Origin of the sequence: Rhodococcus sp. NPDC057297 (genome assembly GCF_042667435.1) — a bacterium.
Taxonomy (GTDB): Bacteria; Actinomycetota; Actinomycetes; order Mycobacteriales; family Mycobacteriaceae; genus Rhodococcoides.
In genome coordinates, this window is the sequence record NZ_JBHUZE010000002.1 from 609527 (window position 1) to 635831 (window position 26305).

Sequence of the window (26305 nt, forward strand, 5' to 3'; positions counted from 1 at the left end):
CCCCGTTAAGGACGAGAACATGAGCACGATGAGAGCTGTACAGGTTGTGGGATACCACGACAAACTGAGGATGACCGAGCTCCCGATTCCAACGCCCACAGGACCTTTCGACGTCATCGTGAAGATCGGCGGCGCCGGGGTGTGCCGAACCGACCTGCACATCCTGGAAGGGCAGTGGGCAGAGAAATCGAACGTACAGCTGCCGTACACGATCGGTCACGAGAACGCGGGATGGGTGCACGCGGTCGGGTCCGCCGTCACCAACGTCGCCGAAGGCGACAAGGTGATCGTCCACCCGCTGATCACGTGCGGACTGTGCCGCGCCTGCCGATCCGGGGACGACGTGCACTGCGAGTTCAATCAGTTCCCCGGCATCGACACCAACGGTGGATACGCCGAGTACCTGAAGACGTCCGCGCGAAGCGTCGTCAAGATCGACGACGCGCTCGAACCCGCCGACGTCGCGGCCCTCGCCGACGCAGGCCTGACGGCGTATCACGCGGCAGCCAAGGCGTCGAAGCACCTGACACCACGTGACAAGGTGGTCGTCATCGGTGCGGGAGGCCTGGGACACATCGGTATTCAGGTACTGAAATCGCTGACGGCCGCGGAAATTGTCGTCGTCGACCGCAACAAGGCGGCAGTCGAACTGGCCACGTCCATCGGGGCCGATCACGGCATCGTCGCCGACGGCACCCACATCGACCAGGTACTGGAACTCACGAACGGCAACGGCGGAGAAGCCGTCATCGATTTCGTCGGCGAAGGCGGCGCGACGAAGGAAGGCGTGGAGATGCTGCGCGGCGCCGGCAACTACTACGTCGTCGGATACGGCGAGAACATCGACGTCCCCACCATCGACATCGTGTCCTCCGAGATCAACATCATCGGTAACCTGGTGGGGTCCTACAACGACCTGTGCGACCTGATGGCCTTGGCTGCTCGGGGATCGGTGGTGTTGCACACCGCGAAGTACGCGCTCGACGACTTCCAAAGTGCCATCGACGATCTCGATGCCGGGGCCATCCGCGGCCGTGCGATCCTCACACCCTGATCTCGTCACCGTATAGGAGCTTTCATGATCTTCATCGTCGTCAAGTTCGAGACCAAGCCCGACTGGACCGAGCGCTGGCCGGAGCACGTGGCCGAGTTCACCGCAGCAACACGCGCCGAGGAAGGCAATCTGTGGTTCGAATGGTCACGCAGCCTGGAAGAGCCGAACGTCTACGTCCTCGTCGAGGCATTCCGCGACGGTGACGCAGGTGGAGCGCACGTGAATAGCGATCACTTCAAGAAGGCCGTCGAAGAACTGCCGAAGGGACTCGCCTCCACTCCGAAGATCATCAGCGAGACCATCGACGCCACCGGCTGGGGCGAGATGGGGGAAATGAAGGTCGGCTGACCGAACCCTCGGTGGTGCGCACGGACGCGCACCACCGAGGGTCCCGGTGGTACCGGATCAGCGCAGCGCGTGAAACCCGGAGCGATAGAACACCAACGGCGAGCGATCACCGGCCGCTGCGTCGAGCTGGTGAACCTCTCCGACCACCAGATCATGATCGCCCAGCCGCTGCACCGAGGTGATCGTGCAGTCGATCCATCCGTGTACCCCGTCGAGAACGGGACTTCCACTCGGCGACGGTTCCCACGCGACGCCGTCGAACTTGTTGCCTCCGGAACGCGAGAACCCCCGGCACACATCGACTTGATCGTGCGAGAGAATGTTCGCGCAGAATCGTCCGGCAGCAGCGATTCTCGGGAAAGTCGTCGAGGTGTGCGCGACGAAGAATGCCACCAGTGGTGGTTCCAACGACACCGACGCGAACGATCCGACGGCCAGCCCGATGGGAGTGCCCTCGGAATCGAGTGAAGTCACGACCACTACCCCCGTGGTGAATTCGCCGAGCACCGTGCGGAAGTGGGCCGGGTCGACAGCGGTGTCGTTCATAGAAGTCCTTACCTGGTAGGGGAATATGCGACGACGGTGAGGCCCGCGGGCGTGGTCAACGGAAGGCGTGTCTCGTGCCCGCCGACCGCGGGTTCGCCGACCGTCCACCCCAGACGTGCCGCCTCCCGTGCAACGGCGTCGAGATCGGCGGTCTTGGCGAGCAGGGACCACGGAGGCCCCTGCTCGTCGGACAGACTGAGTCCAGGAAACACCGCCCACGCAGCGCCGTCGGAGAACGAGGCCGCGCCGAAGATGTCGGTCAGGTCGCGGTGAGCGTCTGCCCAGTGATCGGCCGAGTGCATCACCGTGACCTTCTCGAACAGATTCGTCAACGATTCGCTCACGGTGCGGCCACGCGAGCGACTTCGTCCAGTGCGCCCTGGTAGATCTCGCCGATTCCGGTCTCGAGCTGCGATTCGAGGGCAGCCGGATCGTCACCGGCAGCGGTGAACTCGGCGTCCCACGAGATGACGGATCCCGTCGCGGTGGCGTCGACGCGGATGGTGGAGGTGTACTTCGCGAGCGGAAGTGGCCCGTCGATGTATTCGTAGGTGTACGTGCGGTTCTCGTCGTCGTGGGACACGATCCGCTCCCGGGCGGGATTACCGTCGGTGAAGACGACGTGGCGTACGTCGTCCTCCAGACGCGAGGTCTCGAGCGACGGTATCCAGTTCGCGGCGCCGGCCGGGTCACCGACCACAGCCCACACCGATTCCGCGGACTGCGAGTACTCCTGGCGCACAGACACCGATGCCATGTCCGATCACCGCCCGAGTTCTGCGTTGTACTTCTTGGTCATGTGGTCGACGGCCTTGCGGTGCTCGTCGGCCTGCCCTTCTCGGACGGCTTGCGCACGCTCGGCGGCGTCGAGCATCGGCTGCGCCTGGCCCTGGAAGTACGGCATGACGTCCTGGGCGAACAGTTCGTAGGAACGCTTGGTAGCCTGCGGATTCGCCCAGTCGTGGCCCTGTACCAGCAAAGTCCCGAACCCGCCCGACTGATCGACAAGGCGCTGTACTTGAGCGCGGGCCTGCTCGGCGGTACCGATGACGCCGATGCCGGAGGTGTTGATGAAGTCGATCATTTCCTTCTTGTTGGTACCGCGAACATCCATCTGCGGGAACGCGGCAACATGTTGAAGGTAGTTGAACCAGTACTCGATTCCGTGTTCGACGTCCTCGTAGGCCTGCTCGACGGTCTCGGCAATGTGGAACGGTCCGACGAGACGCCACGTCGAACGGTCCACCTCGTCGGCGCGGCCTGCCTGCTCGGCGAATTCTTCGAGCATCCCCCAGTGATGCTGCAGCGCGCTGAACCCGTCGGGCGTGAGAGTTGCTGCGATGGACAGCAATCCGATGCCGTGCTTCCCGGCCAGGCGAGCACCGGTGGGCGACGCGATGGCCGCGACGACGACGTCGAACAGCGGGTCGGAGTACGGCGCCATCTGAATCTTGGCGTCGAACAGTTCATGGGTCCGAGTCTTGGCGGTGACGGTCTCCCCGCGCAGCAGACGCATGATGATGTCGGCGTTCTCGGCGAGCAGTTCTCTTGTGTCGATCTGGGACAGACCCAGCATCGCGGCGTCGGTGGGAAGCGAGCCCGGTCCGAGCCCGAACAGGACACGGCCGTGCGTGAGGTGATCGAGCATCACCATCCGCTCGGCCGCCCACAGTGGGTTGTGGTAGCTCACGGACGTAACGCCGGTGCCCAGCTTGATGCGGCTCGTACGCTCACCCGCCGCTGCGATCATGATCTCGGGAGAGGCATAGATCTCGGCGCCCGCCGAGTGGTGCTCGCCGAACCACGCCTCGTCGTACCCCAGTTTCTCCAGGTACTCCACGAGCTCGAGGTCGCGCTGCAGAAGCAGCGTCGGATTCTGCCCGGGTGTGTGGATCGGGGCGAGGAACGTTCCGAACTTCAGGCGCGTCATGTGATTCTCCCTGTGTGACGGGCGACATTGTCCCAATCACCGTATGACCCACGACACACCACGAAACAGTCCTCGAAAGAGGACAGTTACGGTGTGCCCCGCCGAGACACGGACGCCGCGAGGGCAGAGCGATTGCGGAAACCGGTCGTGTCGAAGATGCGGCTGACGTATTTCTTGACTGTCATCTCCGTCAAGTTCAGCTCGACCGCGATCTCCGCGTTGGTCAGACCGTCTCCGATCAGCTCCGCGACATCCCACTGCCGTGGGCTGAGCCCGACGAGCGGGTCCGTCTCGGGTGGCGCTTCGCAGATGGCGACGGATCTCGCGCTCGCACGCAGATGACCGGCCAGGAACTTCATCGCGGTGATGTCGCTCCGATCCCAGTACCGTTCGCGGTCGAACATGCCCACCAGCGCCTCACCGTCGGCGAACCGCAGATGGATCGCCGATGCCGTGCCCATTCCATGCGGCGCAAGATAATCCTCGACGTAGGAACGCTGGGGCACGGGAAGTCTCGCCAGATCGTCGAGTGTTGCGAAGCCGTCGTCGGTGAGTACGCGTCGTGCCTGGGGGAGCGCGAACACGTCCTTGTCTCGCCACCTCTCCTGGTACTCGCCTAGCAACGGCTCGGCTGCACCGGTGAGCAGGGGCGCGGGATCGGCGAACAACGTCGGGTAAGTCGTGCCGAAGAAGAACGTCACGTCGCGGACGTCGAACACCGTCGCGATGGCATCCACCAAAGCTTCCTTGTATCGAGTCCCACCTGCCGACGAGCGCGCAACTTCCAGGACTTCCAGGATTCGACGCATGTGCTCGGCGGACAACACGTCCTGCCACGACCGCGTGTGCTCCACCTGCGACTGCATGACCGAATGCTATCTATATTTCCCCTGCTCCCGGTCGAGTTCTCCCAAGCACGTAGTGGATCACGTAGTTCTGCGCGTCCGGCCGGGGGCTGCGCAGAGCATTGTGATGTGAGTCATACCGAAGCCGTGCTCGAACGAAAGGTCGTACAGCACATGACCAGCACCATCGACGCTCCCGTCGCCACCAGCTTGTCGCCCGACTACACCGAACGGGCTCGAACGGTTGCCCGTGTCGTCGAACGCGAAGCGAACACCATCGAATCCGACGCCACCATCACGTCGGCCGTCTACGACGCTCTCGTCGAGCAGGAGCTCTTCTGGCTGCTGGTCCCTACCGAATTCGGCGGCGGCGGAAAGGGAATTGTCGAAGCGCTGAAGGTGATCGAGGAGATCTCACGCGCCGACGGGTCCACCGGCTGGGCGCTGATGGCCAATGCGTTCTCCACCGGAGTCGCAGTCGGGTTCATGAACGATGTCGGAGCCCGCGAAATGTTCGACGGCCCGGCCCGCGGCATCACCGCAGGCATGATCATGCCCACCGGTAAGGCAGTGCGTGTCGACGGTGGATATCGGGTCACCGGCAAGTTCCAGTTCGGCAGCGGATCGGCGCACGCATCGTGGATCGGTGCAGGATTCGTCGTGCACGACGATGCAGGCAACCCCGTGCTCGACGCCAACGGTGGTCCGGACTGCCGAATCGGCTTCCTTCCCCGTACCGACGTGGAGTTTCTCGGAAACTGGGACGTGATGGGCATGGTCGGAACCGGAAGCTACGACTATCTCGTCGACGACGTCTTCGTCCCGGACAGGTTCACGATGGAAACCTTCTCCACAGTGCCCGTCCGACCGGAACCTGTCTACAAACTGGGTCTTCTCGGCATCGGTGTCGGCGGTCACGCACCGGTGGCGCTCGGTATTGCCACCCGTGCACTCGAGGAAGTCGTCCGAATCGCATCCAAGAAGAATCGCCCCGGCTATGACGGTGCCGTCGGGGAATCGCAGCTTTTCCTTCGCGACTTCGCGAAGAACGAGGCTCTGCTTCAGGCCGCTCGCGCGTACGTCTACCAGGCGCACGGCGATGCCGAGGACAGCGCACGCCGCGGTGAGGACATCACCGACGAGCAGCGCGCGCGATTGCGTCAGGTGACCACCTGGGTGCAGGAAGTGGCCGGTGAGATCGTGCAGTTCGCGCACCGATGGGCAGGAAGCCAGGCGATCCGTAACCCCAGTGCGCTCGGTCGCTGCAGCCGCGATATCGCGGTTGCCACACAGCACATGCTGGTCGATCAGATCAGTCTGGTCGAGGCCGCCAAGGCGATCGTGCCCGGTTACGACCACCGGTCCTGACCTCCGTCGACAGAAAGGAAGAACACAGTGGGACAGCTCGAAGGAAAAGTAGCACTGGTCACCGGAGCCGCTCGCGGACAGGGGCGTTCGCACGCGGTCAGGCTCGCCGAGGAAGGAGCCGACGTCATCGTCGTTGACCTCTGCAGCAAGCCGGAGACGACGAAGTACAAAGGATCCTCTCGCGAGGATCTCGATCTCACGGTGCGGGAAATCGAGAAGTACGACCGGCGGGCGCACGCTGTCGTTGCCGACGTGCGTGAGCTCGGGCAATTGGAAGCAGCGGTGTCCGAGGGCATCGCAGAACTCGGTCGCCTCGACACCGTCGTCGCCAATGCCGGAATCTTCTCGTCGGCGCCGCTGCACGAGCTGAGCGAAGAGCAGTGGGACGAGATGATCGACATCAATCTCTCGGGCGTGTGGAAGACGATGCGAGCGACCGTGCCCCACCTCATCGCGCAGGGCGAGGGAGGTTCGATCATCTTGATCTCGTCGACCGGTGGAATTCAGGGATTCCCGAACTTCGCGCATTACGTCGCCGCGAAACACGGAGTAACCGGACTTGCGAGAACTGCATCGAACGAACTGGGCCAGTACCGCATTCGATGCAACTCGATCCACCCCACATCGGTGTTGACCGACATGATCGACAACGAGCCGATGTACAAGTTGTTCCGTCCCGATCTGGAACATCCGACCCAGGACGATTTCCGGGAGGCATGCCAGGGGGCGATGAACACGTTGCCAGTTCCGTGGGTCGACGCGGTGGACATCAGCAACGGCGTCGTCTGGTTGGCGTCGGACGCGGCACGATACGTCACCGGCATCGCGTTGCCGATCGACGCAGGCGCGCTCAGCAAGGTCTAGTCCCCTCGGCGCGGTCCGGTTCATCGGGCCGCGCCGATCAGACCGCTGCGAAGTACCCGGCGACTTCCTGTCTGCGGCTCATCCCCAACTTCTGCAGGACACGTTCGACGTGACCCTCGATGGTGCGCGGTGAGAGCACGAGTTTGGCGGCGATGTCCTTGTTGGACATCCCGTCCGCGAGCATCTCGGCGACCTCGCGTTCTCGGGGCGAAAGTGCGACCGCGGGTGAGGCTGCGGCGGACGTGGTCTTGGTCGGACTCGTCAGAGCAGTCTCACCGAGCGCATAGCGAGTGAGTTCGGATACCGACATCGTCGAACCCGACGCGCGGTGTTCCTCGAACTCCTTCGCGCCCAGCGCAGCACGCGCACGTTGCTCGAACGTCTCGCGCTTGTCGATCCAGTGCTCCGAACCGTACAGCTGTTCGCCGAACGAACCCCACATCGCCGACGCCGCACCGAGCAATACCGCTGCGCGGTCGGCGGATCCGGATTCCGCCTCGGCCCAGGCGAGGAGATCGGTCATCAACGTGGTTCCCACGACGTCGTCGAACGCCCGATGCAGATCGAGCGCAGTCACCGCGAAGTCGGCTGCTTCGGAGAATCGTTCGGCTACGAGTGCGACCAGACCGAGGCCGTAGACGGCATACGAACGAAGCCAGATTTCACCGGTCTTCTCGGCGAGAACCCGGACCGAATCGAACGCCTCGAGTGCCTCGTCGAGGTTACCGGTGAAGCTGTACACCATTCCCAGGTGGATTTTCATGGTGCACAGTAGGTCCACACGGTCGGGGATGGAGTTGTAGAGCTCGCGTGAGGTGGTCAAGAAGCCGATCGCCGAGTCGAATCGGCCGTCGAAGAACTCGTTCAGACCCAGAACGTGCGTCGAGAACGCACGTACGAGTGGGTCGTCGCCACTCGATTCGATCGCCCGTCGCAGTACCTCGTCTGCAGCCACACGGTCTCCCTGGAGCGTCATCACCAGACCGGCCGTCGCCGAAGCCCTGTCTCTGATGTCGGCGAACTCCGGCTGTCCGAGCACCCGGTCCAGCCACAGTCGATGCTCGGGGACCGAGATCCCGCACGCCCACAGGAACCAGACATCGGCGATGAGGTTCGCACCGCGACGTGCCTGCTCGGAATCAGGGGAGCGTAGTGCACGTTCGAGCGCGTACCTGATGTCCGCGCGGTTGTCGTGCACACACGAACTGGTGATCGCCTGGTCCGGACCGAACCAGCTGTCGGAGGCGCGGTGCAGCACATCGGCACACCAGGTGAAGTGACGGTTCCGCAGCGCCTCTGCCTCCTCCGGTGTCAACTGCGCGAACCCGTACTCGCGCAGGGTCTCGAGCATTCGGAATCGGACCTGACCGTTCTCCTCGATGCGCTGCAGGATCGACTTGGCCACCAGGGCGAACACGCCGTCGAGGATGCCGTGGCTGGAGATACCGCGGCCCGAACACACCTGCTCGGCCATGTCGAGGTCGAATCCGCCGACGAACACCGACGTGCGCGCCCACAGCAATTGCTGTTCCCTGGTGCACAGCTCGTAGCTCCAGTCCACGGTGGCCTGGAGGCTTCGATGCCTCGTCGGCCCGGTGCGGTTACCTTCGGTGAGAAGGTCGAGGCGATGGTCGAGCCGTGCCGCGAGCTGATCGATCGACAGCACACTCAATCTCGAGCACGCCAGTTCGATGGCGAGTGGCATGCCGTCCAGACGTGCGCAGACCCGCTCGACCGCGTCACGGTTGGACGGCGTGATCGAGAATGCAGGAAGGATCGCCGACGCCCTGGATGCGAACAGTTCCACCGCACCGGGAGCGGCACGCTCCACTCCCGATGTGGTGTGCATGGGCTGCAAGGCCAGCCGGTGCTCCTCCGGAATGCCCAGAACCTCGCGTGACGTCGCGATGATGTGTACCTGGGTGGTACCGCGCAGGAGAGCGGAGATGAGCCCCGCGCTGGCATCGAGTAGATGCTCGCAGTTGTCCAGTACCAACAACATTCGCCGGTTGCCGAGGTATTCGATCAGCGTGTTCTGAGTCGCCGTGCTCTGCAGGCCGCGATTCGACAGTCCGAGGGCATCGGCGACGGCCTGCGGCAACAGTTCGGGCATGTGGAGCGACGCAAGTTCGACGACGCGGACGCCGTCGGCGAACGCACGACGGAATCGGCTGGCGGCGTGGACGGCCAATCGCGTCTTACCCATTCCGCCGGGACCGTTGATCGTGATGAGACGTTCGGTGCCGACGAGCAACTGCAGTGTGCGCAACTCTGAATCCCGGCCGACGAACGGTGTCGCGTAGTTGGGCAGCGACGGTGTGGACTCGCAGTCGGGAGGAGATTCGGCGAGCTCGGACAATTGTCTGCGCGCGGTGTCGACTCGACGCACCAGCGTCGTTCGCGCCCCGTCCCACCCGACGCGTCGACCGATCTCGCCGACACCGATCCCCGGTGCGGCGGCGATGACATCACGAATAGAGGCGTCGACGCTGTCGTCGGCGGATCGGCGAATGCTGCGACGATCGTCCGGCGGCGCGTCGAGAGAGAGGGCGCGTCGAACGGTGTTGCGAGACATGGACAATCTCTGTGCTATGCCCTTGATGGGGACTCCCGACGAACGCAGCGTATGGATCTCGCGCCATTCGTCGGCATTCATTCGGCCTCCTCGGCACGTCAGCGGGTGAGATCGGAATCACTCTTGTTGACCGAACAGGTGGTTGTCAACGCGCGGGGGTCAAGTTCGGTCACACGTACCGATCGGGTTCGAGCCGTGGCTCGGTGACCAGCGCGAATTGTCGCCCGTAGCGAACCACGTAGTAGGACGGTTCTCCCGGTGTTCCCGCCCGGGCAGAGTGATCCAGGACACAGAGTCCGCGATCCAGGACACAGAGCCCGCGCGGGCTCCACCATCACGACACGGAGGTTCGATACCCATGAGTCAGCAGAATGCAGAAGCACTGAAGTCGGCATTCGCGGCGGCGGACGCGGGCGACCCCGGACCCCTCGTCGCGCTGTACTCCGATGACCTGACGTGGGCTGGATTCACACTCGAGGGAGACCTCCGGCTCTACACCAAAGGAGAGTTTCTCGAAGCGTTCGGTGTGCTTGCGAAACTCGACGCCTCGGCCAACGAAGTTCTCGGCGTCGAGGTGATCGGAGACGAGTTGGTGACAGCCAACATTCGCGCGTTCCGCAAGCTCGGCGACGACGAACTCGACATCACGATGGTGATGACGCATCGCTTCGTAGACGGAAAGGTCGTCCGCGGCACCGACATGGTGCCGTCCAGCTTCGAGGCCTTCTGGTCGCGTGTCGGGATCACGGTGTGAGATGACCTCAGCCACGCGGCATTACGTACCCGCCCGGTCCTGGTCCGCACGCCGACGTGCCCGAATGGCCCTGTCGCAGGGTGCACCCATCGTCGTCGTCGACGATCTTCGGGGAACTGGGAGTGATCTTGTTGTCGCAGCAAAGAACGTCGACGTTTCCGTGACAGCCCATCTGATTCGCTTCGGGTCGGGATTCGTCTGCATCACCGTCGACGACGAGACATGCCGACGGCTCGATCTACCACCGGTCGCCTGGTCTCAGCGAAGCTCGTTCTACCTTGGCTCACCTCGGGTGTCCGTGGATGTCGTGGCAGGCACCACCACGGGAATCTCCGGTGCCGACCGCGCCGCCACCGCACGCGCCCTTTCGCGCCGGGAGGCGGTGGCGTCGGACTTCACCCGACCAGGGCACCTCGTTCCCGTGCTTGCGTCGGGTGAGCGTCCCACCAGACCCGACCTGATCGCAGAACTGGTCGAAGGATCGGCGGTCTTCACCGCGTTGGAAACGTCCATTCGTGACGACACGACAGCGTTTCGGCAGGGCAGCCGGGTAATGCCGGTCATCCGAATGTCCGAGTACGCCTACTTCTGACTGCAGGACCCACGGCGCAGCTCGGATTTCGCGATGGTACGTACGTGGACTTCGTCCGGGCCGTCGAAGATGCGCATGGCTCGATGCCAGCCGTACATCGCGGCGAGTGGCACGTCGTCGCTGACGCCTGCGCCGCCGTGAACCTGGATGGCGCGATCGATGACGTCGAGCGCCACCCGGGGGACGGAGACCTTGGCAGCCGAGACGTACGGTGCCGCAGCTTTGTTGCCATGTACGTCCGTGATCTTCGATGCGTACTGGCACAGCAGGCGTGCTTGATCGATCGCGATCCGCGACTCGGCGATCTGGGCCTGCACCACACCCTGTTCGGCGAGCGGCTTGCCGAACGCGACGCGGGACTGTGCCCGCGACACCATCAGCGACAGCGCTCGTTCGGATGCGCCGAGTGCGCGCATGCAGTGGTGGATACGACCGGGGCCGAGGCGTGCCTGCGCGATCGCGAAGCCGGCGCCCTCCTCGCCGAGAATGTTGGTGACGGGTACTCGGACGTCGTCGTAGACCACCTCGCAGTGCCCGTGTTGATCCAGCCGGCCGAACACCGGAACATCGCGTACGACGGTCACACCTGGAGTGTCGATCGGTACGAGCACCATCGACTGTTGACGATGCGTCGGAGCGTCGGGGTCGGTCTTGCCCATGACGATGAGCAACCGGCACCGCGGGTCGGATGCGCCGCTGGTCCACCACTTTCGACCGTTGATCACGTAGTGGTCGCCGTCTCGGACGATTCGGGTCTGGATGTTGGTGGCGTCGGAACTTGCAACCTCGACCTCGGTCATGGAGAACGCGGACCGAATTTCACCTTCCTTCAACGGCTCCAGCCACTGCTGCTGCTGTTCCTCCGTGCCGAACAGATGCAGCAGTTCCATGTTGCCGGTGTCCGGAGCCTGGCCGTTGGTGGCCTCGGGCGCCAGATGCAAACTCCACCCGGTGATCTCGGCGAGCCCTGCATAGTCGAGTTGGCTGATCCCGGAATAGGCAGGGAGAAACAAATTCCAGAGACCGCGTGCGCGCGCTTCCTTCTTCAACGTCTCGACGACAGGAGGGAGCGAGCTGTCCTCCGGACCTACCGAGGCTCGGTAGCGCTCGTACTCGGCCTCGGCGGGAAAGACGTGCGTGTGCATGAACTCGACCAGGCTCTCGCGCAAACGAAGCGCTGTCTCGGACGGACGAAGATCCAGAGATGCGACGTCGACGGTAGCGGGCATGGCGGGAGTGTTCACGGCGTGCGTCATGAGGAGGTCCTTTGACTGTTCAGCCGGCGAGGCCGGTGACGGAAGAAGCAGATGCGCGGTCGAGCGCGCGCCCGAGCAGCGGCCCGACCATGTCGCCGACGCGTGAGAAGTCCTCACCGTCGGTGTGCCCCTGGGCGTACCGCGCGTGAATACCTTCGAGGATGACCGCTATCTTGAAATCGGCGAACACGAGGTACCAGTCGATGTCGGGCACGTCGATGCCGCGCGTCGCGAGGTAACGCTGCACCATCTCGTCGCGGGTCGGGAACCCGGGCAGCGCGGTGGCACCTGCAGTGATCGGGTTGTAGAACTCACCGGCGTTGTCCCAGAACGAGCACAGTATTCCGAGGTCCGTGAGGGTGTCTCCGAGCGTGGACATCTCCCAGTCGAGCACACCCAGAATTGTCGTCGGGTCGGAACGGTCGACCATCATGTTGTCGATCTTGAAGTCGCCGTGCACGATTCCCGGATAGCTCCGCGGCGGAAGGGCAGAGCGTAGTCGGCGGTGCAGTTCGGCGACCTCGGGCCGTTCGGCGGTGGCGGATGCGTCCCACTGCCGAAGCCACCGGCCGAGTTGCCGCTCCAGGAACCCGTCGGGCTTGCCCCAGTTCGCCAGGCCCACCTCGGCGGGGTCGATGGAGTGCAGATCAGCGAGGACGGTGGACATCGAATCCGCGAGCCCGCGGCGTTGCGACTCGCTGAGCGTCGCGGTGTCCTCCTGGGTGCGGAGGGTGACGCCGTCGAGCCTGTCCATCACGTAGAAGGTCGTACCGATCACCGTCGTGTCCTCGCAGATCCCGACCGTTCTCGGCACGGGTACTGCGCTGTCTCTCAGTGCCGTCAGAGCTCGGTACTCTCGGCCCATGTCGTGGGCTGTCGGAAGGACGTGTCCGCGGGGAGGGCGACGCAGAATCCAGTTCTTGCTGCCATCGCCCAGTTCGTAGGTCGGATTGGAACGCCCTCCCGCGATGAGGCGAGCGGTCAGATCGTTCACGGGCGAGGACTCCACGTGTGCCAACCACTCGCGCACGGCAACCACGTCCAGCTCGTCCACCGTCGTGGTGTCCATTATCGGTCCCTTTCGAAGGTTTCGAACAGCGTCGTCAGGAATTGCGAAGTTCACGGCGAAGCAATTTGCCGCTCGTGGTCTTCGGAAGTTCCTCCATCACAACCAGTTCCCGGGGGTACTTGTAGGCCGCCATTCGGGTTTTGCAGAATTCGATGAGCTCCTCGGGGGTGACCGACGAGCCGGCCGTCAGCGAGACGAACGCTTTGACGGTCTCGCCTCGATATTCGTCGGGGACTCCGACGACGGAGGCTTCGCGCACCGCTGGATGCTGATACAGCACGTCTTCGACATCGCGGGGAAACACCTTGTAGCCGCCTGCGTTGATCATGTCCTTCAGTCGGTCCACGACGAAGAGCCAGCCGTTGTCGGTGACCTTGCCGACATCGCCGGTGTGCAGCCAACCATCGCGAATCGCGTGAGCGGATTCCTCCGGCATCTGCCAGTACCCGGGCACCACCATCGGGCCCGACACGACGATTTCCCCGACCTCGCCGGGCCCGAGGTCATGTCCGTCGCTCAAGTCGACGATGCGAACATTCGCCTTCGGCACCGGGATTCCCACGGACAGCGCGCCGCTGTCGGGATCGACCGGCGGATCGATCTCGGGTGGCCCGAGGTGTGTCGGCGACGTCGTTTCGGTCATTCCGTACGCGCCGCGTAACACCCATCCCGTCGCGTCTCGGACGCGATCCACGAGCGCGGGCGACACGGGCGCCCCGCCGGACGGGGTCTTGGTGAGCGAACCGAGATTCAGTTCGTCCTTGGCTGGATGGTTGCTCAGGGCAATGAACAACGTGCTCGCCCCGATCATGAACGTGCCGCGCCATCGACTGATCGCTCGGAGTGTCTCTTCGGCGTCGAAGCGGTGCATCAGAACCAGTGGCGCACCGCTGAAGATGTGTATTCCGAGGCACGCGACGATGCCGGTGATGTGGAAGACGGGTGCGACGCCGATGATCACGTCACGATCTGCGCGCAGGTCCCACCAATGGGTGTAGACGGTGGAATTGTGCACGAGCGAACCGTGCAGGTTCATCGCTCCTTTGGAACGGCCTGTCGTACCCGACGTGTAGGTGAGAATGCCGATGTCGTCGGCACCCGCCGGGTGGGTCGACGGCACACCGCGTCCGGCGACCGCTGTCGTCCAAGCCGTGGTGTCCGAGAACGACTGTGGCGCAGGGATGTGCGCACGCACCGACGCCGGCACCGACGCGTCGGGGGTCATGTCCAGCGGATGCGTGGTGACGACGATGTCGAGTGCCGTCTTCACCCGAATCGGGGCGACGGACTCGGTGTACAGGCTGTCCAGGCAGATCAGCGCCGTAGCGCCGCAGTCGACGAGGTGATGTTCGAGCTCCCCTGCCCGCAGCATCGGGTTGACGGCCACCGGAATCGCGCCGATCTTCCAGGCGGCGAGGACGGCGACGAGCCATTGCGGATCGTTCTGCAGGTACACCGCGATGCGATCTTTCGGCGCGATACCCGCATCGTGCACCGTCTGCGCGAGCGCGTCGGCAGCGGCGTCGACCTCCGCGAACGTGAGGGTGGCACCGAAATAGTGCACCGAAGGACCGTCGGGCGTCGCCGACACGTGTGCGTCCCACGCATCCAGCAGGGTCGGAAAAGCCGACGCCGCGTCAGGCGTCGCGGTGCTCGGGTACATGCCGGCCCACGGGCGATCGTCGGTTCGGAGGGTGTCGTCGAGTTGCTTCACTGTTCCGCCTCGTCCTAGGTCCTGCGATCGCCGTGCAGTGATCGATTTCTCACCATCGTTCGGGCCGAGCGATCGCTTGTCAAGTTTCTTGCTCCACGTTCGAAAATGGGTATCGACGCACTTGAACGGAGATTTCGACTGTTCAGTGGTTGACAATCGATCGTTCGGGAACCATCATTTCGAATGACGCAGGTCACATTCATGACGAGAAAGTCGATATATATGACCGCACAGAATCTCAGTTCGACGACCGCGGGCTCGTGGACACCGGCCAAGCGGAAAACAGCGCGCCGGGCTGCGTTGGCAGGTGGCGTGGGCACCCTGATCGAGTACTACGACTTCAGCCTGTACGGCTACCTGGCGGTGGTGATCGCGCCGATCTATTTCCCGAGCGACGAGCCTGTCGTGTCGCTGCTGTCCGCCTTGGCGGTCTTCGGGACCGCGTACTTGGTCCGCCCGCTGGGCGGCATCGTGTTCGGCCATGTCGGTGACCGGTTGGGACGTAAGAAAGCATTGATGGCCACTCTCGTGTGCATGGGTGTCGGCAGCACAGCGATGGGTCTTCTTCCCACGCCCGCGCAGATCGGGGTGTGGGCGACGGTCCTGCTCGTCCTCGTACGGTTGCTGCAGGGATTCTCAGCAGGTGGTGAGGTCGGGGGATCGGCCACGTTCATCTCGGAATCGGCGCCCTCGCATCTGAAAGCCACGTACGGCGCGTTCACCCCGATGGGATCGACCGGCGGGTTCGCACTGGCTGCTGCCGTCGCGGGCGCCGTGTCGGCGCTGACGACGGACGCATCGATGGACAGTTGGGGGTGGAGAGTCCCATTCTTGCTGGCCCTTCCGTTGACGGTCTTCTGCCTGTGGATTCGCACCCGCGTCGAGGAGACGCACGACGCAGACGGAGGGCCGGGCACGTCGACGGCCGGAGCCTCCGACACTCACGAGTCGAGCGCCCCGCTCAGCGCAGTGTTCCTGAAACAGCCTCGCGCACTTGCTCAGGCGACGGCCTTGAGTGCTGCAGTGAACGGAACCGCGTACATCGGACTGACCTACATGGCCATCCACCTCACGAAGCAACTCGGTTACGATTCCACCTCGGTGTTCTGGGTTGCAACACTCGCGATCGGAATCGCCGCTCTGGCAATGCCTCTCGCTGGTGTGCTGGGAGACCGGATCGGCACCGTCAGGCTGATGACCATCGGTTTCGTCGGATTCGTGGCGCTGACCTATCCGATGATGGGTCTGATGCACCACGGCATCGTCGTCGCGACACTCGCGTTCGTCGTCATCATGCTCAACAGCACGGCCACGCAGGTGGGTGTCTACACGATCATTCCGCAGTTCTTCGACAAGCGCTCGCGCTACACCGGAGTCGCGATGGGATGGAACTTGGGAGTAATCATCGCCGGTGGCACAGCCCCGTTCGTCGCGGTGTGGTTGGTCGAGCAGACCGGAAACAATCTGTCACCTGCGTTCTTCGTGATGGTGCTCGCTGTGGCCGGGCTCGTTGCGCTGGCGACGGTCAGGGCTCGTCACCATACGAGTACGGGTTTGACCACGGCGCCCGCACGCTGATCGGCAATGGCGCGTTCCAGGTCCGAGAAGGGGTACTCGGTCGTCAGGCGGTCCACCGGGAAGTCGCCACGGGCGTACAGGTTCGCCAGCTGTGGAATGAACTCCCTCGCGACCGAGTCACCTTCGATGCACCCTCTGATGCTCTTGCCGCTCAGCATCAGATCCTGAACGTCGATGGTCAGCTCGCGGTCGCCGAGTCCGAGAACGACGAGGTCCCCGCGAGCTCGTAGGGTCGACAGAGCGGTGAGTACGACGGCGGGAATGCCGGTGGTGTCGAGCCCGTGCGTCGCGCCGCCTCCGGTGAAGTCGCGGACCTGTTCCACGACGTTTCCGGCAGCGGAATCGACTGCCTCGAACCCGAACGACCGCGCAAGATCACGACGGGTGTCGTGTGGATCCACTGCGACGATCGCCTGGACACCGGCCGATCTCGCCGCGAGCATCGCTGAGAATCCGACGCTGCCTGCACCGAACACCACGACCGACGAATCCGATTCGGGTCGAAGGACATTGAGAATCGCACCGGCGCCGGTTTGAAATCCACACCCCAGCGGGGCAATTACATTCAAGTCCAGGGTGTGGTCGACCACCACCACGTTGTCTGCGTACGCGATCGCGTACTCGGCGAAACTCGACTGACCGAAGAACCGGGTGTTCACTCCAGTTCCGTCGGACGCCACCACATGGGTGCCGTCCGGCCTCGGCCCGAGCCGGTTGAGGGAGTACGAACGCAGACAGTAGGCGGGGTTGCCCCGTAGACATCGGTCGCACCGACCACAATGCCGGTAGGTCAGTACGACGTGGTCGCCCGGTGCAACACCCTCGATCTCGCGCCCGACCTCCACGACCACTCCCGCGCCTTCGTGGCCGAGGATCGCGGGCCCGGACTTCGCGGGCGTTGCTGCTTTGGTGAACAGGTCCGTGTGGCACAGTCCGGTTGCGGCGATACGTACCAGTATCTCGTCCGGGCGGGGATCGTCGATGTCCACCTGCTCGAGCGCGAACGAAGTGTTCGGTCCTCGCGACACGGCAGCTGACATGCTCGTGGTCATTCGCGTTCGAGGGCGAAGTAGTAGTGGTGGCCGCCGTCGAGTACGAGCGCGGGTTTACCGTTCATGATGCCCATCAACGTGTTCGAGTCGACGCGCTTGAAATGATCGAAGATGGGCGCGCCGTCGTAGACCATGGTGGCCGTCACCTCGCCGCGGAACTCGATGTTCCACAGGCTCGCCTCGCCCCCTCCGGTCTCGACGTCCGAATACAGCTCACCGTTGTCGTTTCTGCATATCAGAGGTTGAGCCCGCTCGAGAGATTCGAAGTTCTTGCCATGCCAGTTGCTTGCGGTGAGCTTGCGGCACAGGCGATGTCCGGTGAGGAACTGCGATCCCTTCCATGCGCCGAGTACATCCTCCGCGCGGACGGGCTCGAGTGCAGACCACACTGCGTCGAGGTCGGCGGGAAGCACACCGTCCGTCTTCTGCGTGAGCTCGGTGAACCTCGAGCGTGCCTCGGCGATATCCACGGGTCTCCTTCCAGTTGCCGAACCATTTGGTTCGGAACTTACGCCGAACCGATTGGTTCGGCAAGGTTGTCCGACCTGACAAGGGTGCAGCAGGAATTAGGATCACGGTGTGAGGTCAGCAGGCGAAGCCACTCGCGAACGCATTCTCGATGCGGCACAGGCGGAGTTCGCCCGTCACGGCATCGCCGGTGCGCGGATCAATCGCATCGCTGCCGAGGCGAAGGCCAGCAAGGAGCGGTTGTACGCGTACTTCGCCGGCAAGGAAGAACTCTTCGCCGCGGTGTCGGAGAGATGGGTCGCGGCGACGACCGCTCACACGGCCCTTCGCGGCGACGACCTGCCGGGCTATGCGGGTCGACTGTTCGACGAGTTCGTGGCGTTTCCTGAGCATGTGCGTCTTCAGAGATGGGCCGACCTCGAGGAGTCGCACCGGCCGAGGGGTGATTCTCGCGCCGCGGCGATCTCCGCGAAGATCGGTCACATCCGTGCCGGTCAGCGGGACGGACACATCGACGACTCCTGGGACAGCGTCGAACTGCTCATGGTCGTGACGGATGTGGTGATGTCGTTCGCCGTCGGGCACTACGGCGCGGGGGACCGTCGCAGACCGGACACGGCACGCCGCGCGGCTGCGGTGGAGGCCGTGCGCAGACTCGCAGCCCCGCACAGTTGAACGTGCGACGGTTACCGAGAGCGGCGAACCGAACGGGTTGACATCACCGACGGCGGCGGACGTGCGGCGCCCAGGCTCGGTCCGGCTGTCGTTCGGCGTCGAAAGTGGTTGCACCGGTGAGGCGTTCGCGATACAAAGACATGAGTCGGAGGATGAGGGTCGCTCGCGCGGACCAGGTGTGGAGCGACGCGAGTTCGCGGCGGGAGGCCACAGCCTCAGGGTCGGCGGTGGCGCATGCCAGTGCCGAGACCGCAGCAGCGAACTCTTCCGGAGTGTGCGCAACGGTGACGTGCTCGGAGTCCAACCACCGCGTCGACGGTAGTTCGGTGGTGACGACCGGTAGACCGGCAGCCAAGTAGTCGAGGGTGTGCGTCGGGAACCGCGCCCGCGTGCCCGCGTCGAGGGTGTGCGGAGCGAGCCCGACTGCGGCTGCCGCTATGTACGTCGCCGCTTCGTGCTTCGCAACCGGGTAGCCGTCCGTCGATGCATCGGTGCGGGAGCCGAGCCACTGGACGTTCGGCCTGGACAACAACGCGTCGACACGCGCGGATCCCGCCGAGGACAGCCGAGGTGAGCGGTCACCGATCACTGCGATGTTCACCGATGTGGCGGCTACCGCGTCGAGCATGTCGTAATCGATCCTGTCGTCGAGGTCGCCGACGAACACTGCCGGACAGGTACGACGCGATGCGTCGGAACCACTGCTCGGTGTGTCCGTCCCCGTCTCGAAGCCCGTCTCCGGGAGCGTGCACCCTGCGTGCACGACGCGCACCGCGTCGAAGGTCTTGGAGTACAGGTGCAGCCTCAGCGCCAGTGTCTGAGAGACCGCGGCGACGGTGTCGGCGCGGCTGCAGTTGACCTCGATGGACCCCAGGACAGCGCGCCGTGACAGGCCGCGGCTCGGCGCCGAGCTCACCCAGTCGTCGGTGACGTACAGCAAGCGGTGTCCACCCACGCCGACGGGAAATCTGCCGACGGGATCGGTCAGAACGACGGCATCCGACGTGGTCCCGAGCTCGGTCAGTGCCGACCCGATCGCCCGATCCGTCGCACGCCGAGCCAGAGTGCGCGTCAGGACGGACCGGGGCTGTCGACGTACGAACGTCCTGACCCGGGAGAAGCGTGGTGACACGCGGACGAGTTCCGACCTCGCGGTTCTGCGTCGACGACGCGGCACGTGCTTGGACTCCGAGGTCGAACCTGACCTGTCCAACTCGACCGGCTCGACCCAGACGACGTGCGCGAACTCGGCGAGTGCCTCCGCAAGTGCCGCGTCGTCGGTCGCCGACTCCATCGACGCGCCGGCCATGAAGATCAGCGTGGGTGCGGTGGAATTCACGCGGGAGAGTGTGGGCAGGGACTTCATTGAGTGCAGCGATCTGTGAGGATGAAACCGACTGGAAGAACAATTGTAGCCCAGAAAAAGTCGAGAAGTTTGTTATGAGTGCTCGAACCGCGCACCGGGACGGAGATGAAGGGCTCCCGGGTGCCTCGGCGCCGACGAGCGGTACCGTCCCGGCCATGTACCGAGCGTCGATGCAGTTGACCCACAGACCGGCGCGAGACGGGTCGACCGTCGATGCCGCGCATGTGCCCGCATACCTCGCTCTGGAGCTGGCGAGCCAGGCGTGGGCCGACGCGTTGAGTCACGCCAGCGACGGTCGGTTGACAGCACTGGACGTGATGGTCGTGAACGTGACCGCGGATTTCTCGCGGGAACTGTTCACCGGCGGCGTCGATGTCGACGTCACCGCGACCGATGTCGGCCGCACTTCCATCACCGTGCGAGTCGCCATCGAACAGGGCGGTGAGCGCGCGGCGGTGGCGACGTTCGTGTTGGTCCACGTCGTCGACGGTCGGGCCGAGCGCCTGACGGACGAGCAACGCGCATTCGTCGCACCGTCGGGCCCGCACCCGTCGCGGGGTGCATGATCGCTCTGCATCGGCCGGCGACGACTCGGGTGTGAGCGCTGACGTTTGAACACGCCTCCTGTCTGGGAACATGGGCACATGACCTCGACTTCGCGCTCCGAGTCCTCGACTTCGCCTGAGGTGATCACCGAGTACGTGGTCCTGGTCGACGACGACGGACGGGCCACCGGCACGCACCCCAAGGCAACGGTCCACACGACGACTACGCCGTTGCACCTCGCGTTCTCCAGCTACGTCTTCAATTCACGGGGAGAAGTGCTGATCACGCAGCGTGCGCTGCACAAGAAGACGTGGCCGGGCGTGACGACCAACAGTTGCTGCGGCCATCCTGCGCCGGGCGAGGATATCGGTGGCGCCGTCGTTCGGCGCTTGGGGCAGGAGTTGGGGATCGAGGTCGACAACCCGTTCCTGTTGCTCCCTCGCTTTCGCTATCGGGCGGTCATGGACGACGGAATCGTCGAGTACGAAATCTGCCCGGTGTTCGGCGTCGTCTACGACGGGCCGGATCCGGTGGCCGATCCCGACGAGGTTGCCGACGCCAGGTGGGTGCCATGGGTGCAATTCGTCGACGAGGTAGGCCGAGGGCGTTCGGTGTCTCCCTGGTGCAAGGAACAGATCGACGAGCTCGCAGCCCTGGGGGACAAGCCCTTGTCCTGGCCGGTGGGGAAGGCCTCGGAGCTTCCCGAGGCGGCTGTCTACGACGTCGGTGCAGCCCAGTGAAGGGTCGGGTCATTCGAACAACCGACTCCGACCCGATATAGTTGACCAGTGCACTACATGTCGACTGCCTCGCGTCCGCGCGAGCGAGTTTCAGGATCGGTAGGTGCTCGTGCAGCAGAGAGCTGAGAACACACGTCAAGCAGTGCTGCTCGGCGCAGCAGTGAGCTTCGAGAAACACGGGTACGGAACCGCCAGCCTGTCTACGATCCTGGCTCATGCCGGAGTCACCAAAGGCGCGATGTACTTCCATTTCTCCTCCAAGGAAGAGCTCGCCCACGCGGTCATCGACGCGCAGCATCAGCTTGCAATGGACGGTGTCCGCACCATCACCGCGCAGGTACCGCGCGCACTCGACGCCGTGATCTGCATCAGTCAGGAGATGGCACGCCAACTCCTCGAAGAGCCGATGGCTCGCGGCGGAATGCGGTTGACGCTCGAGATCGGCAGCATGCAAGGACCGGTTCAGCGCCCGTACCGTGACTGGATCGAATCGATCCAACTGCTCGCGGCCCGGGCCGCAGAAGAAGGCGACCTGGCGACAGGCGTCGACACCGAGGCGCTGGCAGCGTTCGTCGTCGGCGCGTTCACCGGCGTTCAGACTCTGTCGGAGGTGCTTCACGGGCGTGCGGACCTCTACGCCCGGTTGTCGGACATGTGGCAGCTGATGCTCCCGTCGATCGCCGCACCCGCGGCGCTGGAGCGCACGCGTGCACTCGCGCTCTGCGAGCCACGCGATTGGTCCGTGTCCGAGCCCGAAGTCGGCGTAAGCGCCTGATGGGGTTCGATCGGCGAGCTAGCCTGTAGGTATTTCCCTGCGCGAACGGAATTATCGATGACCGATGTACTGTCCCGCCGTGACCTCGACTTTCTTCTCTACGAGTGGCTCGACGTCGAGTCGCTGACGACGAGAAAGCGATTCGCCGAACACTCCAAGGATACGTTCGACGCCGTCCTCGACCTGTGCGCGGACATCGCGCGCAAGCACTTCGAGCCGCACAACAAGCTGTCCGACGCCACCGAGCCGCGGATGCGCGCCGACGGCACCGTCGAGATGATCCCGGACGTCAAGGCAGCGTTGGACATCTATGCGGCGTCCGGTCTCATCGCCGGGCAGTTCGACGAGTCGCTGGGCGGGATGCAGCTTCCCACCACCGTCGCGCGCGCCGCGATGGCCTGGTTTCAGGCCGCGAACGCATCCACTTCGTCGTACCCGTTCCTCACCATGGCGAACGCCAACCTCATCGCCACGTACGGTACGTCGGAACAGATCGATCAGTACGTCCGGCCGATGCTCGAAGGCACATCTTTCGGCACGATGTGCTTGTCCGAACCGCAGGCAGGTTCGTCGCTCGCCGACATCACCACGCGTGCGGTGAAGCAGGACGACGGCAGCTACCGTCTCACCGGAACGAAGATGTGGATTTCCGCCGGAGACCACGAGCTTACCGAGAACATCGTCCACCTGGTTCTTGCGAAAGCAGCAGGCGGTGGCGCAGGAGTCAAAGGCATCTCACTGTTCGTCGTGCCCAAGGTGCTTCCGGACGGCACACGGAACGACGTCACACTCGTCGGTCTCAATCACAAGATGGGCAACCGCGGCACGACGAACACGCTGCTGAACTTCGGCGATGGAACGCACGCCGTGCACGGCGGATCCGGTGCTGTCGGCTACCTCGTCGGCGAGGAGCATCGTGGTTTGAGCTACATGTTCCACATGATGAACGAGGCCAGGATCGGTGTCGGCTTCCTGGCGATCTCGCTGGGGTACGTCGGCTACCTCAAGTCCGTCGAGTACGCGAAGGTCCGCACACAGGGTCGTGCGCTCGGCGTGAAGGATCCGTCCTCGCCGCCTGTTGCCCTGATCGAGCACGCAGATGTTCGACGGATGCTGTTGGCGCAGAAGTCCTACGTGGAAGGCGCTTTGGCTCTCGGTCTCTACTGCTCCAAGCTCGTGGACGAGCAGGACACCACCGAGGACGAGTCGGTGCGCAGCGAGACGACGCTGCTCCTGGACCTGCTGACACCGATAGCCAAGAGCTGGCCGTCGCAGTGGTGCCTCGAAGCGAACAGTCTGGCAATCCAGGTGCACGGCGGATACGGCTACACCCGCGACTACGACGTGGAACAGTACTACCGAGACAACAGGCTCAACCCCATTCACGAAGGCACACACGGCATTCAAGGGCTGGACCTGCTCGGACGCAAGGTGACGATGCAGGGTGGGGCAGCTCTGCCGTTGCTCGGAACCAGAGTCTCCGAGACCATCAGGCGTGCTCGCGAACTCGGCACCGACGAGTACGCGTCGGCGCTCGAGTCTGCATGGGGGAGCGTCCTCGAGGTCACGGCAACTCTGTGGGGCACCGGCGATCCCGAGGTGGCACTCGCTAATTCGTCGGTGTATCTCGAGGCCGTCGGCCACGTCGTCATAGCGTGGATGTGGCTGGAACAGCACAACGCGGCCGACGGAAAGACAGGCGACTTCTACGACGGGAAGCGTCAGGCCGCCCGATACTTCTTCCGCCACGAACTGCCCAGGACCGGACCCCAGTTCGCACTGTTGTCCAGCCTGGACCTCACCACCCTCGAGACGGACCCGGCCTGGTTCTGACATCCCGCTGTACGCGAAAATGTAGGCCAGAGCCTACATTTCCGCGCACGTCAGCGCACGTCAGCGGGCGAGCAGCGTGAACGAATGATCCGCGATCAGGATGGACGGTCCGGATTCCTCGTACGCCTGCTGCGGGTCGCTCGACAACACCTGGCGCCAGCTGCCGGACGGTAGGCCGAACTCCACCGTCTCGCTCGACGCATTCACCGCCCACCCGAACACTTCGTCGTCGCCGGCCGACGCGAGAACCACCAGCATCGACAGCGCCGACCCGTCGGACCAGTCCTCGTCCGTGAGCTTCTCGCCGTCGGCGCGGTAGAAATCGACGTAGGTGTCCGCATCGGATTCGCTGTCGTGGCGAAACCACGTGGGACGCAGCGCCGCGTGCGATTTTCTCAGCTCGATCAACTCGCGGGTGAAGGCGAGCAGATCGGTGTCCGCGGAGTCCCAGTCGAACCACGAGAGTTCGTTGTCCTGGCAGTACGCATTGTTGTTGCCGTGCTGGGTTCGCCCGATCTCGTCGCCGCCGAGAATCATCGGCACACCGGCGGACAGTAGAAGCGTCGCAATATGATTGCGTTGCTGCCGGGCACGGAGAGCCAACACACCTTCGTCGTCGGTCGGGCCTTCGGCGCCGCAACCCCACGACCGGTTGTCCGATTCACCGTCCTGGTTGTCCTCGCCGTTGGCGTCGTTGTGCTTGCCGTCGTACGCATTCAGGTCGGCGAGGGTGAAACCGTCGTGCGCAGTGACGAAGTTGACGCTGGCGAGCGTCGGGCGCCGCGTGCTCTCGTAGACGTCAGGGCTGCCGGTGATCCGCTGCGCGAAAGCGCCCAGAGTCCCCGGTTCCGAACGCCAGAAGTCACGCACGTCGTCGCGGAACTTACCGTTCCATTCCGACCATCGCGCCGGAAAGCCGCCGACCTGGTACCCCTGCGTGTCCCAGGGCTCGGCGATCAACTTGACCGACGCCAGCGTCGGGTCCTGATGAACCAGATCGAGGAAGGCGCTGTGCTTGTCCAGATCGGAATCCTGGCGAGTCAACGTACTCGCGAGGTCGAATCGGAATCCGTCGACGTGCATCTCGGTCACCCAGTAGCGCAACGAGTCCATGATCAAGGCCAACGCGGCAGGGTGGCCGACGTTCAGACTGTTGCCCGTGCCGGTGGTGTCGAAGTACGAGCCACGATCTTCCTCGACCAGACGGTAGTAGGAACGATTGTCGATTCCCTTGAGCGACAACGTCGGACCGAGGTGATTGCCTTCGGCCGTGTGGTTGTACACGACGTCGAGGATCACTTCGATTCCCGCTGCGTGCAATGCCTTCACCATGGACTTGAACTCGTTCACCTGGCCGCCGGTGTCACCCGCATGGCTGTACTCGTTGTGCGGAGCGAGGAAGCCGATCGAGTTGTATCCCCAGTAGTTCCGACGTCCTTCTTCCAGGAGATGCGAATCCTGGACGAATTGGTGAATCGGGAGCAGTTCGACGGCGGTGACTCCGAGATCGACGAGCGCCTGAACGGCTGCGGGGTGACCGAGACCTGCGTAGGTACCGCGGATGTTCTCGTCGACGTCCGGATGGCGCGCGGTGAAACCTTTGACGTGCACTTCGTAGACGATGCTGTCGGACAGAGGAATCCGCGGAGGTGCATCGTCACCCCAGTCGAAGTCGTCGTCGACGACGACCGAATGGATCATCGACGGCGCGGAGTCCTCGTCGTTGCGCGTCTCGGGCTCGTCGTGCAGGTGCGAGAAGACGGACTCGTTCCAATCCACGGTGCCCGCAATTGCTCGGGCGTACGGGTCCACCAGCAGCTTGTGCGCGTTGTGCCGGAGGCCGTCCGCGGGACTCCACGGCCCGTCCACCCGTAGTCCGTACCGTGACCCGACCGCCAGGCCGTCGACCACACCGTGGAACACGTGCCCGGTCCGAGTACCGAGGGTCGTGGAAGACAATTCGGCGCCGGATTCGTCGACCACGACGACTGCGATGGAATCCGCGGTCTCCGAGTAGACCGCGACATCGGCCGTGCCGTCGGGTAGCAGGGTCACGCCGAGGGGATGAGGGGAGCTGACTACGGTCATTGCAGCCCAGTACCCCGGCAAGGATCGAGCAAACCGAGTTTTGAATCGGTGGCCCGAGGGGTACGACACACACATGGCTGATTACAGAGTGATCGATCCGACAGGCGACGTCGTCGCAACCAAGAACATCGAGAGCGCCGATGACGCGTACAACTGGTTCATCGAAGAGAAGGCGGACAACAGCGAACTCGGGTGGCGCCTCGAGGTCGACCAGGACGGCGACTGGGCCTTCGTGGACGATTCCGAGGGCACTTCGCCGGGTAACTGAC

At 64.0% G+C, this 26305-nt stretch carries 26 protein-coding genes; 13 read left to right on the forward strand and 13 right to left on the reverse strand.

Translation table 11 applies throughout. The annotated features are described in order from the left end of the window. Positions 1-28: 28 nt before the first annotated feature. Together ACFULT_RS08830 and ACFULT_RS08835 are read left to right on the forward strand one after the other, a co-directional pair. Entirely contained in the window at positions 29-1054 is a 1026-nt protein-coding gene (locus ACFULT_RS08830) for an NAD(P)-dependent alcohol dehydrogenase (protein WP_378481362.1), read from the forward strand. A gap of 24 nt (positions 1055-1078) precedes the next feature. Next, positions 1079-1402, forward strand: coding sequence for a putative quinol monooxygenase (locus tag ACFULT_RS08835; protein ID WP_037113637.1), 324 nt, complete (start codon positions 1079-1081; stop codon positions 1400-1402). Between the two features lie 57 nt (positions 1403-1459). Here the strand turns inward: ACFULT_RS08835 and ACFULT_RS08840 are convergent, their stop codons facing one another. The 5 genes from ACFULT_RS08840 to ACFULT_RS08860 all read right to left on the reverse strand — a co-directional run bounded on the left by ACFULT_RS08840 (position 1460) and on the right by ACFULT_RS08860 (position 4744). Next, positions 1460-1948 carry a flavin reductase family protein gene (locus ACFULT_RS08840; RefSeq protein ID WP_378481252.1) on the reverse strand — a complete coding sequence of 163 codons (489 nt, stop codon included), beginning with the start codon at positions 1946-1948 and terminating at the stop codon, positions 1460-1462. 8 nt (positions 1949-1956) lie between these two features. After that, the gene (locus tag ACFULT_RS08845) at positions 1957-2292 is read right to left on the reverse strand and encodes a hypothetical protein (RefSeq protein ID WP_378481253.1); all 336 of its coding nucleotides are present in this window, start codon (positions 2290-2292) and stop codon (positions 1957-1959) included. After that, complete coding sequence (locus ACFULT_RS08850) at positions 2289-2705, reverse strand: SRPBCC family protein (protein WP_037113632.1); 417 nt, start codon at positions 2703-2705, stop codon at positions 2289-2291. The genes ACFULT_RS08845 and ACFULT_RS08850 overlap by 4 nt, the downstream gene beginning before the upstream one ends. 6 nt (positions 2706-2711) lie before the next feature. Further along, positions 2712-3878, reverse strand: coding sequence for an LLM class flavin-dependent oxidoreductase (locus ACFULT_RS08855; RefSeq protein ID WP_037113869.1), 1167 nt, complete (start codon positions 3876-3878; stop codon positions 2712-2714). 86 nt (positions 3879-3964) lie between these two features. Beyond that, positions 3965-4744, reverse strand: a complete 780-nt coding sequence (locus ACFULT_RS08860; RefSeq protein WP_378481254.1) for a response regulator transcription factor — start codon at positions 4742-4744, stop codon at positions 3965-3967. Positions 4745-4897: 153 nt separating this feature from the next. On the opposite strand from ACFULT_RS08860, the gene ACFULT_RS08865 reads away from it, so the two are divergent. Together ACFULT_RS08865 and ACFULT_RS08870 are read left to right on the forward strand one after the other, a co-directional pair. Further along, on the forward strand, positions 4898-6091 hold the full coding sequence (locus ACFULT_RS08865; protein WP_378481255.1) for an acyl-CoA dehydrogenase family protein: 1194 nt from the start codon (positions 4898-4900) through the stop codon (positions 6089-6091). A gap of 27 nt (positions 6092-6118) precedes the next feature. Beyond that, positions 6119-6955, forward strand: coding sequence for a mycofactocin-coupled SDR family oxidoreductase (locus ACFULT_RS08870; protein ID WP_037113626.1), 837 nt, complete (start codon positions 6119-6121; stop codon positions 6953-6955). 37 nt (positions 6956-6992) lie between these two features. On the opposite strand, the gene ACFULT_RS08875 is transcribed toward ACFULT_RS08870, so the two are convergent. Further along, positions 6993-9611, reverse strand: a complete 2619-nt coding sequence (locus ACFULT_RS08875) for a LuxR C-terminal-related transcriptional regulator (protein ID WP_094719229.1) — start codon at positions 9609-9611, stop codon at positions 6993-6995. A gap of 277 nt (positions 9612-9888) precedes the next feature. Here ACFULT_RS08875 and ACFULT_RS08880 point away from each other — a divergent pair, with 277 nt between their 5' ends. Then, positions 9889-10284: a nuclear transport factor 2 family protein gene (locus ACFULT_RS08880; RefSeq protein ID WP_037113624.1), complete on the forward strand. Its 396-nt coding sequence runs from the start codon at positions 9889-9891 to the stop codon at positions 10282-10284. Position 10285: 1 nt separating this feature from the next. Next, entirely contained in the window at positions 10286-10876 is a 591-nt protein-coding gene (locus tag ACFULT_RS08885; protein ID WP_378481256.1) for a 3,4-dihydroxy-2-butanone-4-phosphate synthase, read from the forward strand. On the opposite strand, the gene ACFULT_RS08890 is transcribed toward ACFULT_RS08885, so the two are convergent. The 3 genes from ACFULT_RS08890 to ACFULT_RS08900 are packed head-to-tail and all read right to left on the reverse strand — an operon-like array spanning position 10867 to position 14915. Further along, entirely contained in the window at positions 10867-12132 is a 1266-nt protein-coding gene (locus ACFULT_RS08890; RefSeq protein WP_378481257.1) for an acyl-CoA dehydrogenase family protein, read from the reverse strand. The two genes, ACFULT_RS08885 and ACFULT_RS08890, sit on opposite strands and share 10 nt — an antisense overlap. Positions 12133-12151: 19 nt before the next feature. After that, positions 12152-13201: a phosphotransferase family protein gene (locus ACFULT_RS08895; RefSeq protein ID WP_094719218.1), complete on the reverse strand. Its 1050-nt coding sequence runs from the start codon at positions 13199-13201 to the stop codon at positions 12152-12154. Between the two features lie 34 nt (positions 13202-13235). Continuing rightward, the gene (locus tag ACFULT_RS08900) at positions 13236-14915 is read right to left on the reverse strand and encodes an AMP-binding protein (RefSeq protein ID WP_378481258.1); all 1680 of its coding nucleotides are present in this window, start codon (positions 14913-14915) and stop codon (positions 13236-13238) included. Between the two features lie 222 nt (positions 14916-15137). On the opposite strand from ACFULT_RS08900, the gene ACFULT_RS08905 reads away from it, so the two are divergent. Next, the gene (locus ACFULT_RS08905) at positions 15138-16493 is read left to right on the forward strand and encodes an MFS transporter (protein WP_378481259.1); all 1356 of its coding nucleotides are present in this window, start codon (positions 15138-15140) and stop codon (positions 16491-16493) included. Here the strand turns inward: ACFULT_RS08905 and ACFULT_RS08910 are convergent. Next, on the reverse strand, positions 16451-17545 hold the full coding sequence (locus ACFULT_RS08910; RefSeq protein ID WP_378481260.1) for an NAD(P)-dependent alcohol dehydrogenase: 1095 nt from the start codon (positions 17543-17545) through the stop codon (positions 16451-16453). The two genes, ACFULT_RS08905 and ACFULT_RS08910, sit on opposite strands and share 43 nt — an antisense overlap. Next, a complete protein-coding gene (locus tag ACFULT_RS08915; RefSeq protein ID WP_037113595.1) occupies positions 17542-18015 on the reverse strand; it encodes a DUF4334 domain-containing protein in 474 nt (157 codons plus the stop codon). Before ACFULT_RS08915 ends, ACFULT_RS08910 begins: the two co-directional genes overlap by 4 nt. A 109-nt stretch (positions 18016-18124) precedes the next feature. Here ACFULT_RS08915 and ACFULT_RS08920 point away from each other — a divergent pair, with 109 nt between their 5' ends. Then, entirely contained in the window at positions 18125-18688 is a 564-nt protein-coding gene (locus ACFULT_RS08920; RefSeq protein ID WP_094719216.1) for a TetR family transcriptional regulator, read from the forward strand. 43 nt (positions 18689-18731) lie between these two features. Here ACFULT_RS08920 and ACFULT_RS08925 read toward each other — a convergent pair whose 3' ends face one another. Then, positions 18732-20027, reverse strand: coding sequence for a glycosyltransferase (locus tag ACFULT_RS08925; RefSeq protein ID WP_378481261.1), 1296 nt, complete (start codon positions 20025-20027; stop codon positions 18732-18734). A gap of 101 nt (positions 20028-20128) precedes the next feature. Here ACFULT_RS08925 and ACFULT_RS08930 point away from each other — a divergent pair, with 101 nt between their 5' ends. From ACFULT_RS08930 to ACFULT_RS08945, 4 genes are all read left to right on the forward strand, one after another. Then, positions 20129-20620: a thioesterase family protein gene (locus ACFULT_RS08930; RefSeq protein WP_241483937.1), complete on the forward strand. Its 492-nt coding sequence runs from the start codon at positions 20129-20131 to the stop codon at positions 20618-20620. A gap of 78 nt (positions 20621-20698) precedes the next feature. Continuing rightward, the gene (idi, locus tag ACFULT_RS08935; RefSeq protein WP_378481262.1) at positions 20699-21340 is read left to right on the forward strand and encodes an isopentenyl-diphosphate Delta-isomerase; all 642 of its coding nucleotides are present in this window, start codon (positions 20699-20701) and stop codon (positions 21338-21340) included. Between the two features lie 109 nt (positions 21341-21449). Then, complete coding sequence (locus ACFULT_RS08940) at positions 21450-22115, forward strand: ScbR family autoregulator-binding transcription factor (RefSeq protein ID WP_378481263.1); 666 nt, start codon at positions 21450-21452, stop codon at positions 22113-22115. A 57-nt stretch (positions 22116-22172) separates the two neighbouring features. Next, entirely contained in the window at positions 22173-23948 is a 1776-nt protein-coding gene (locus ACFULT_RS08945; protein ID WP_037113586.1) for an acyl-CoA dehydrogenase, read from the forward strand. 60 nt (positions 23949-24008) lie between these two features. Here the strand turns inward: ACFULT_RS08945 and glgX are convergent, their stop codons facing one another. Further along, positions 24009-26036: a glycogen debranching protein GlgX gene (gene glgX / locus ACFULT_RS08950; RefSeq protein ID WP_094719212.1), complete on the reverse strand. Its 2028-nt coding sequence runs from the start codon at positions 26034-26036 to the stop codon at positions 24009-24011. Positions 26037-26109: 73 nt separating this feature from the next. On the opposite strand from glgX, the gene ACFULT_RS08955 reads away from it, so the two are divergent. Beyond that, positions 26110-26304 (forward strand): hypothetical protein, encoded by a 195-nt coding sequence (locus tag ACFULT_RS08955; protein ID WP_037113584.1) that lies wholly within the window; start codon positions 26110-26112, stop codon positions 26302-26304. Position 26305: the final 1 nt, after the last annotated feature.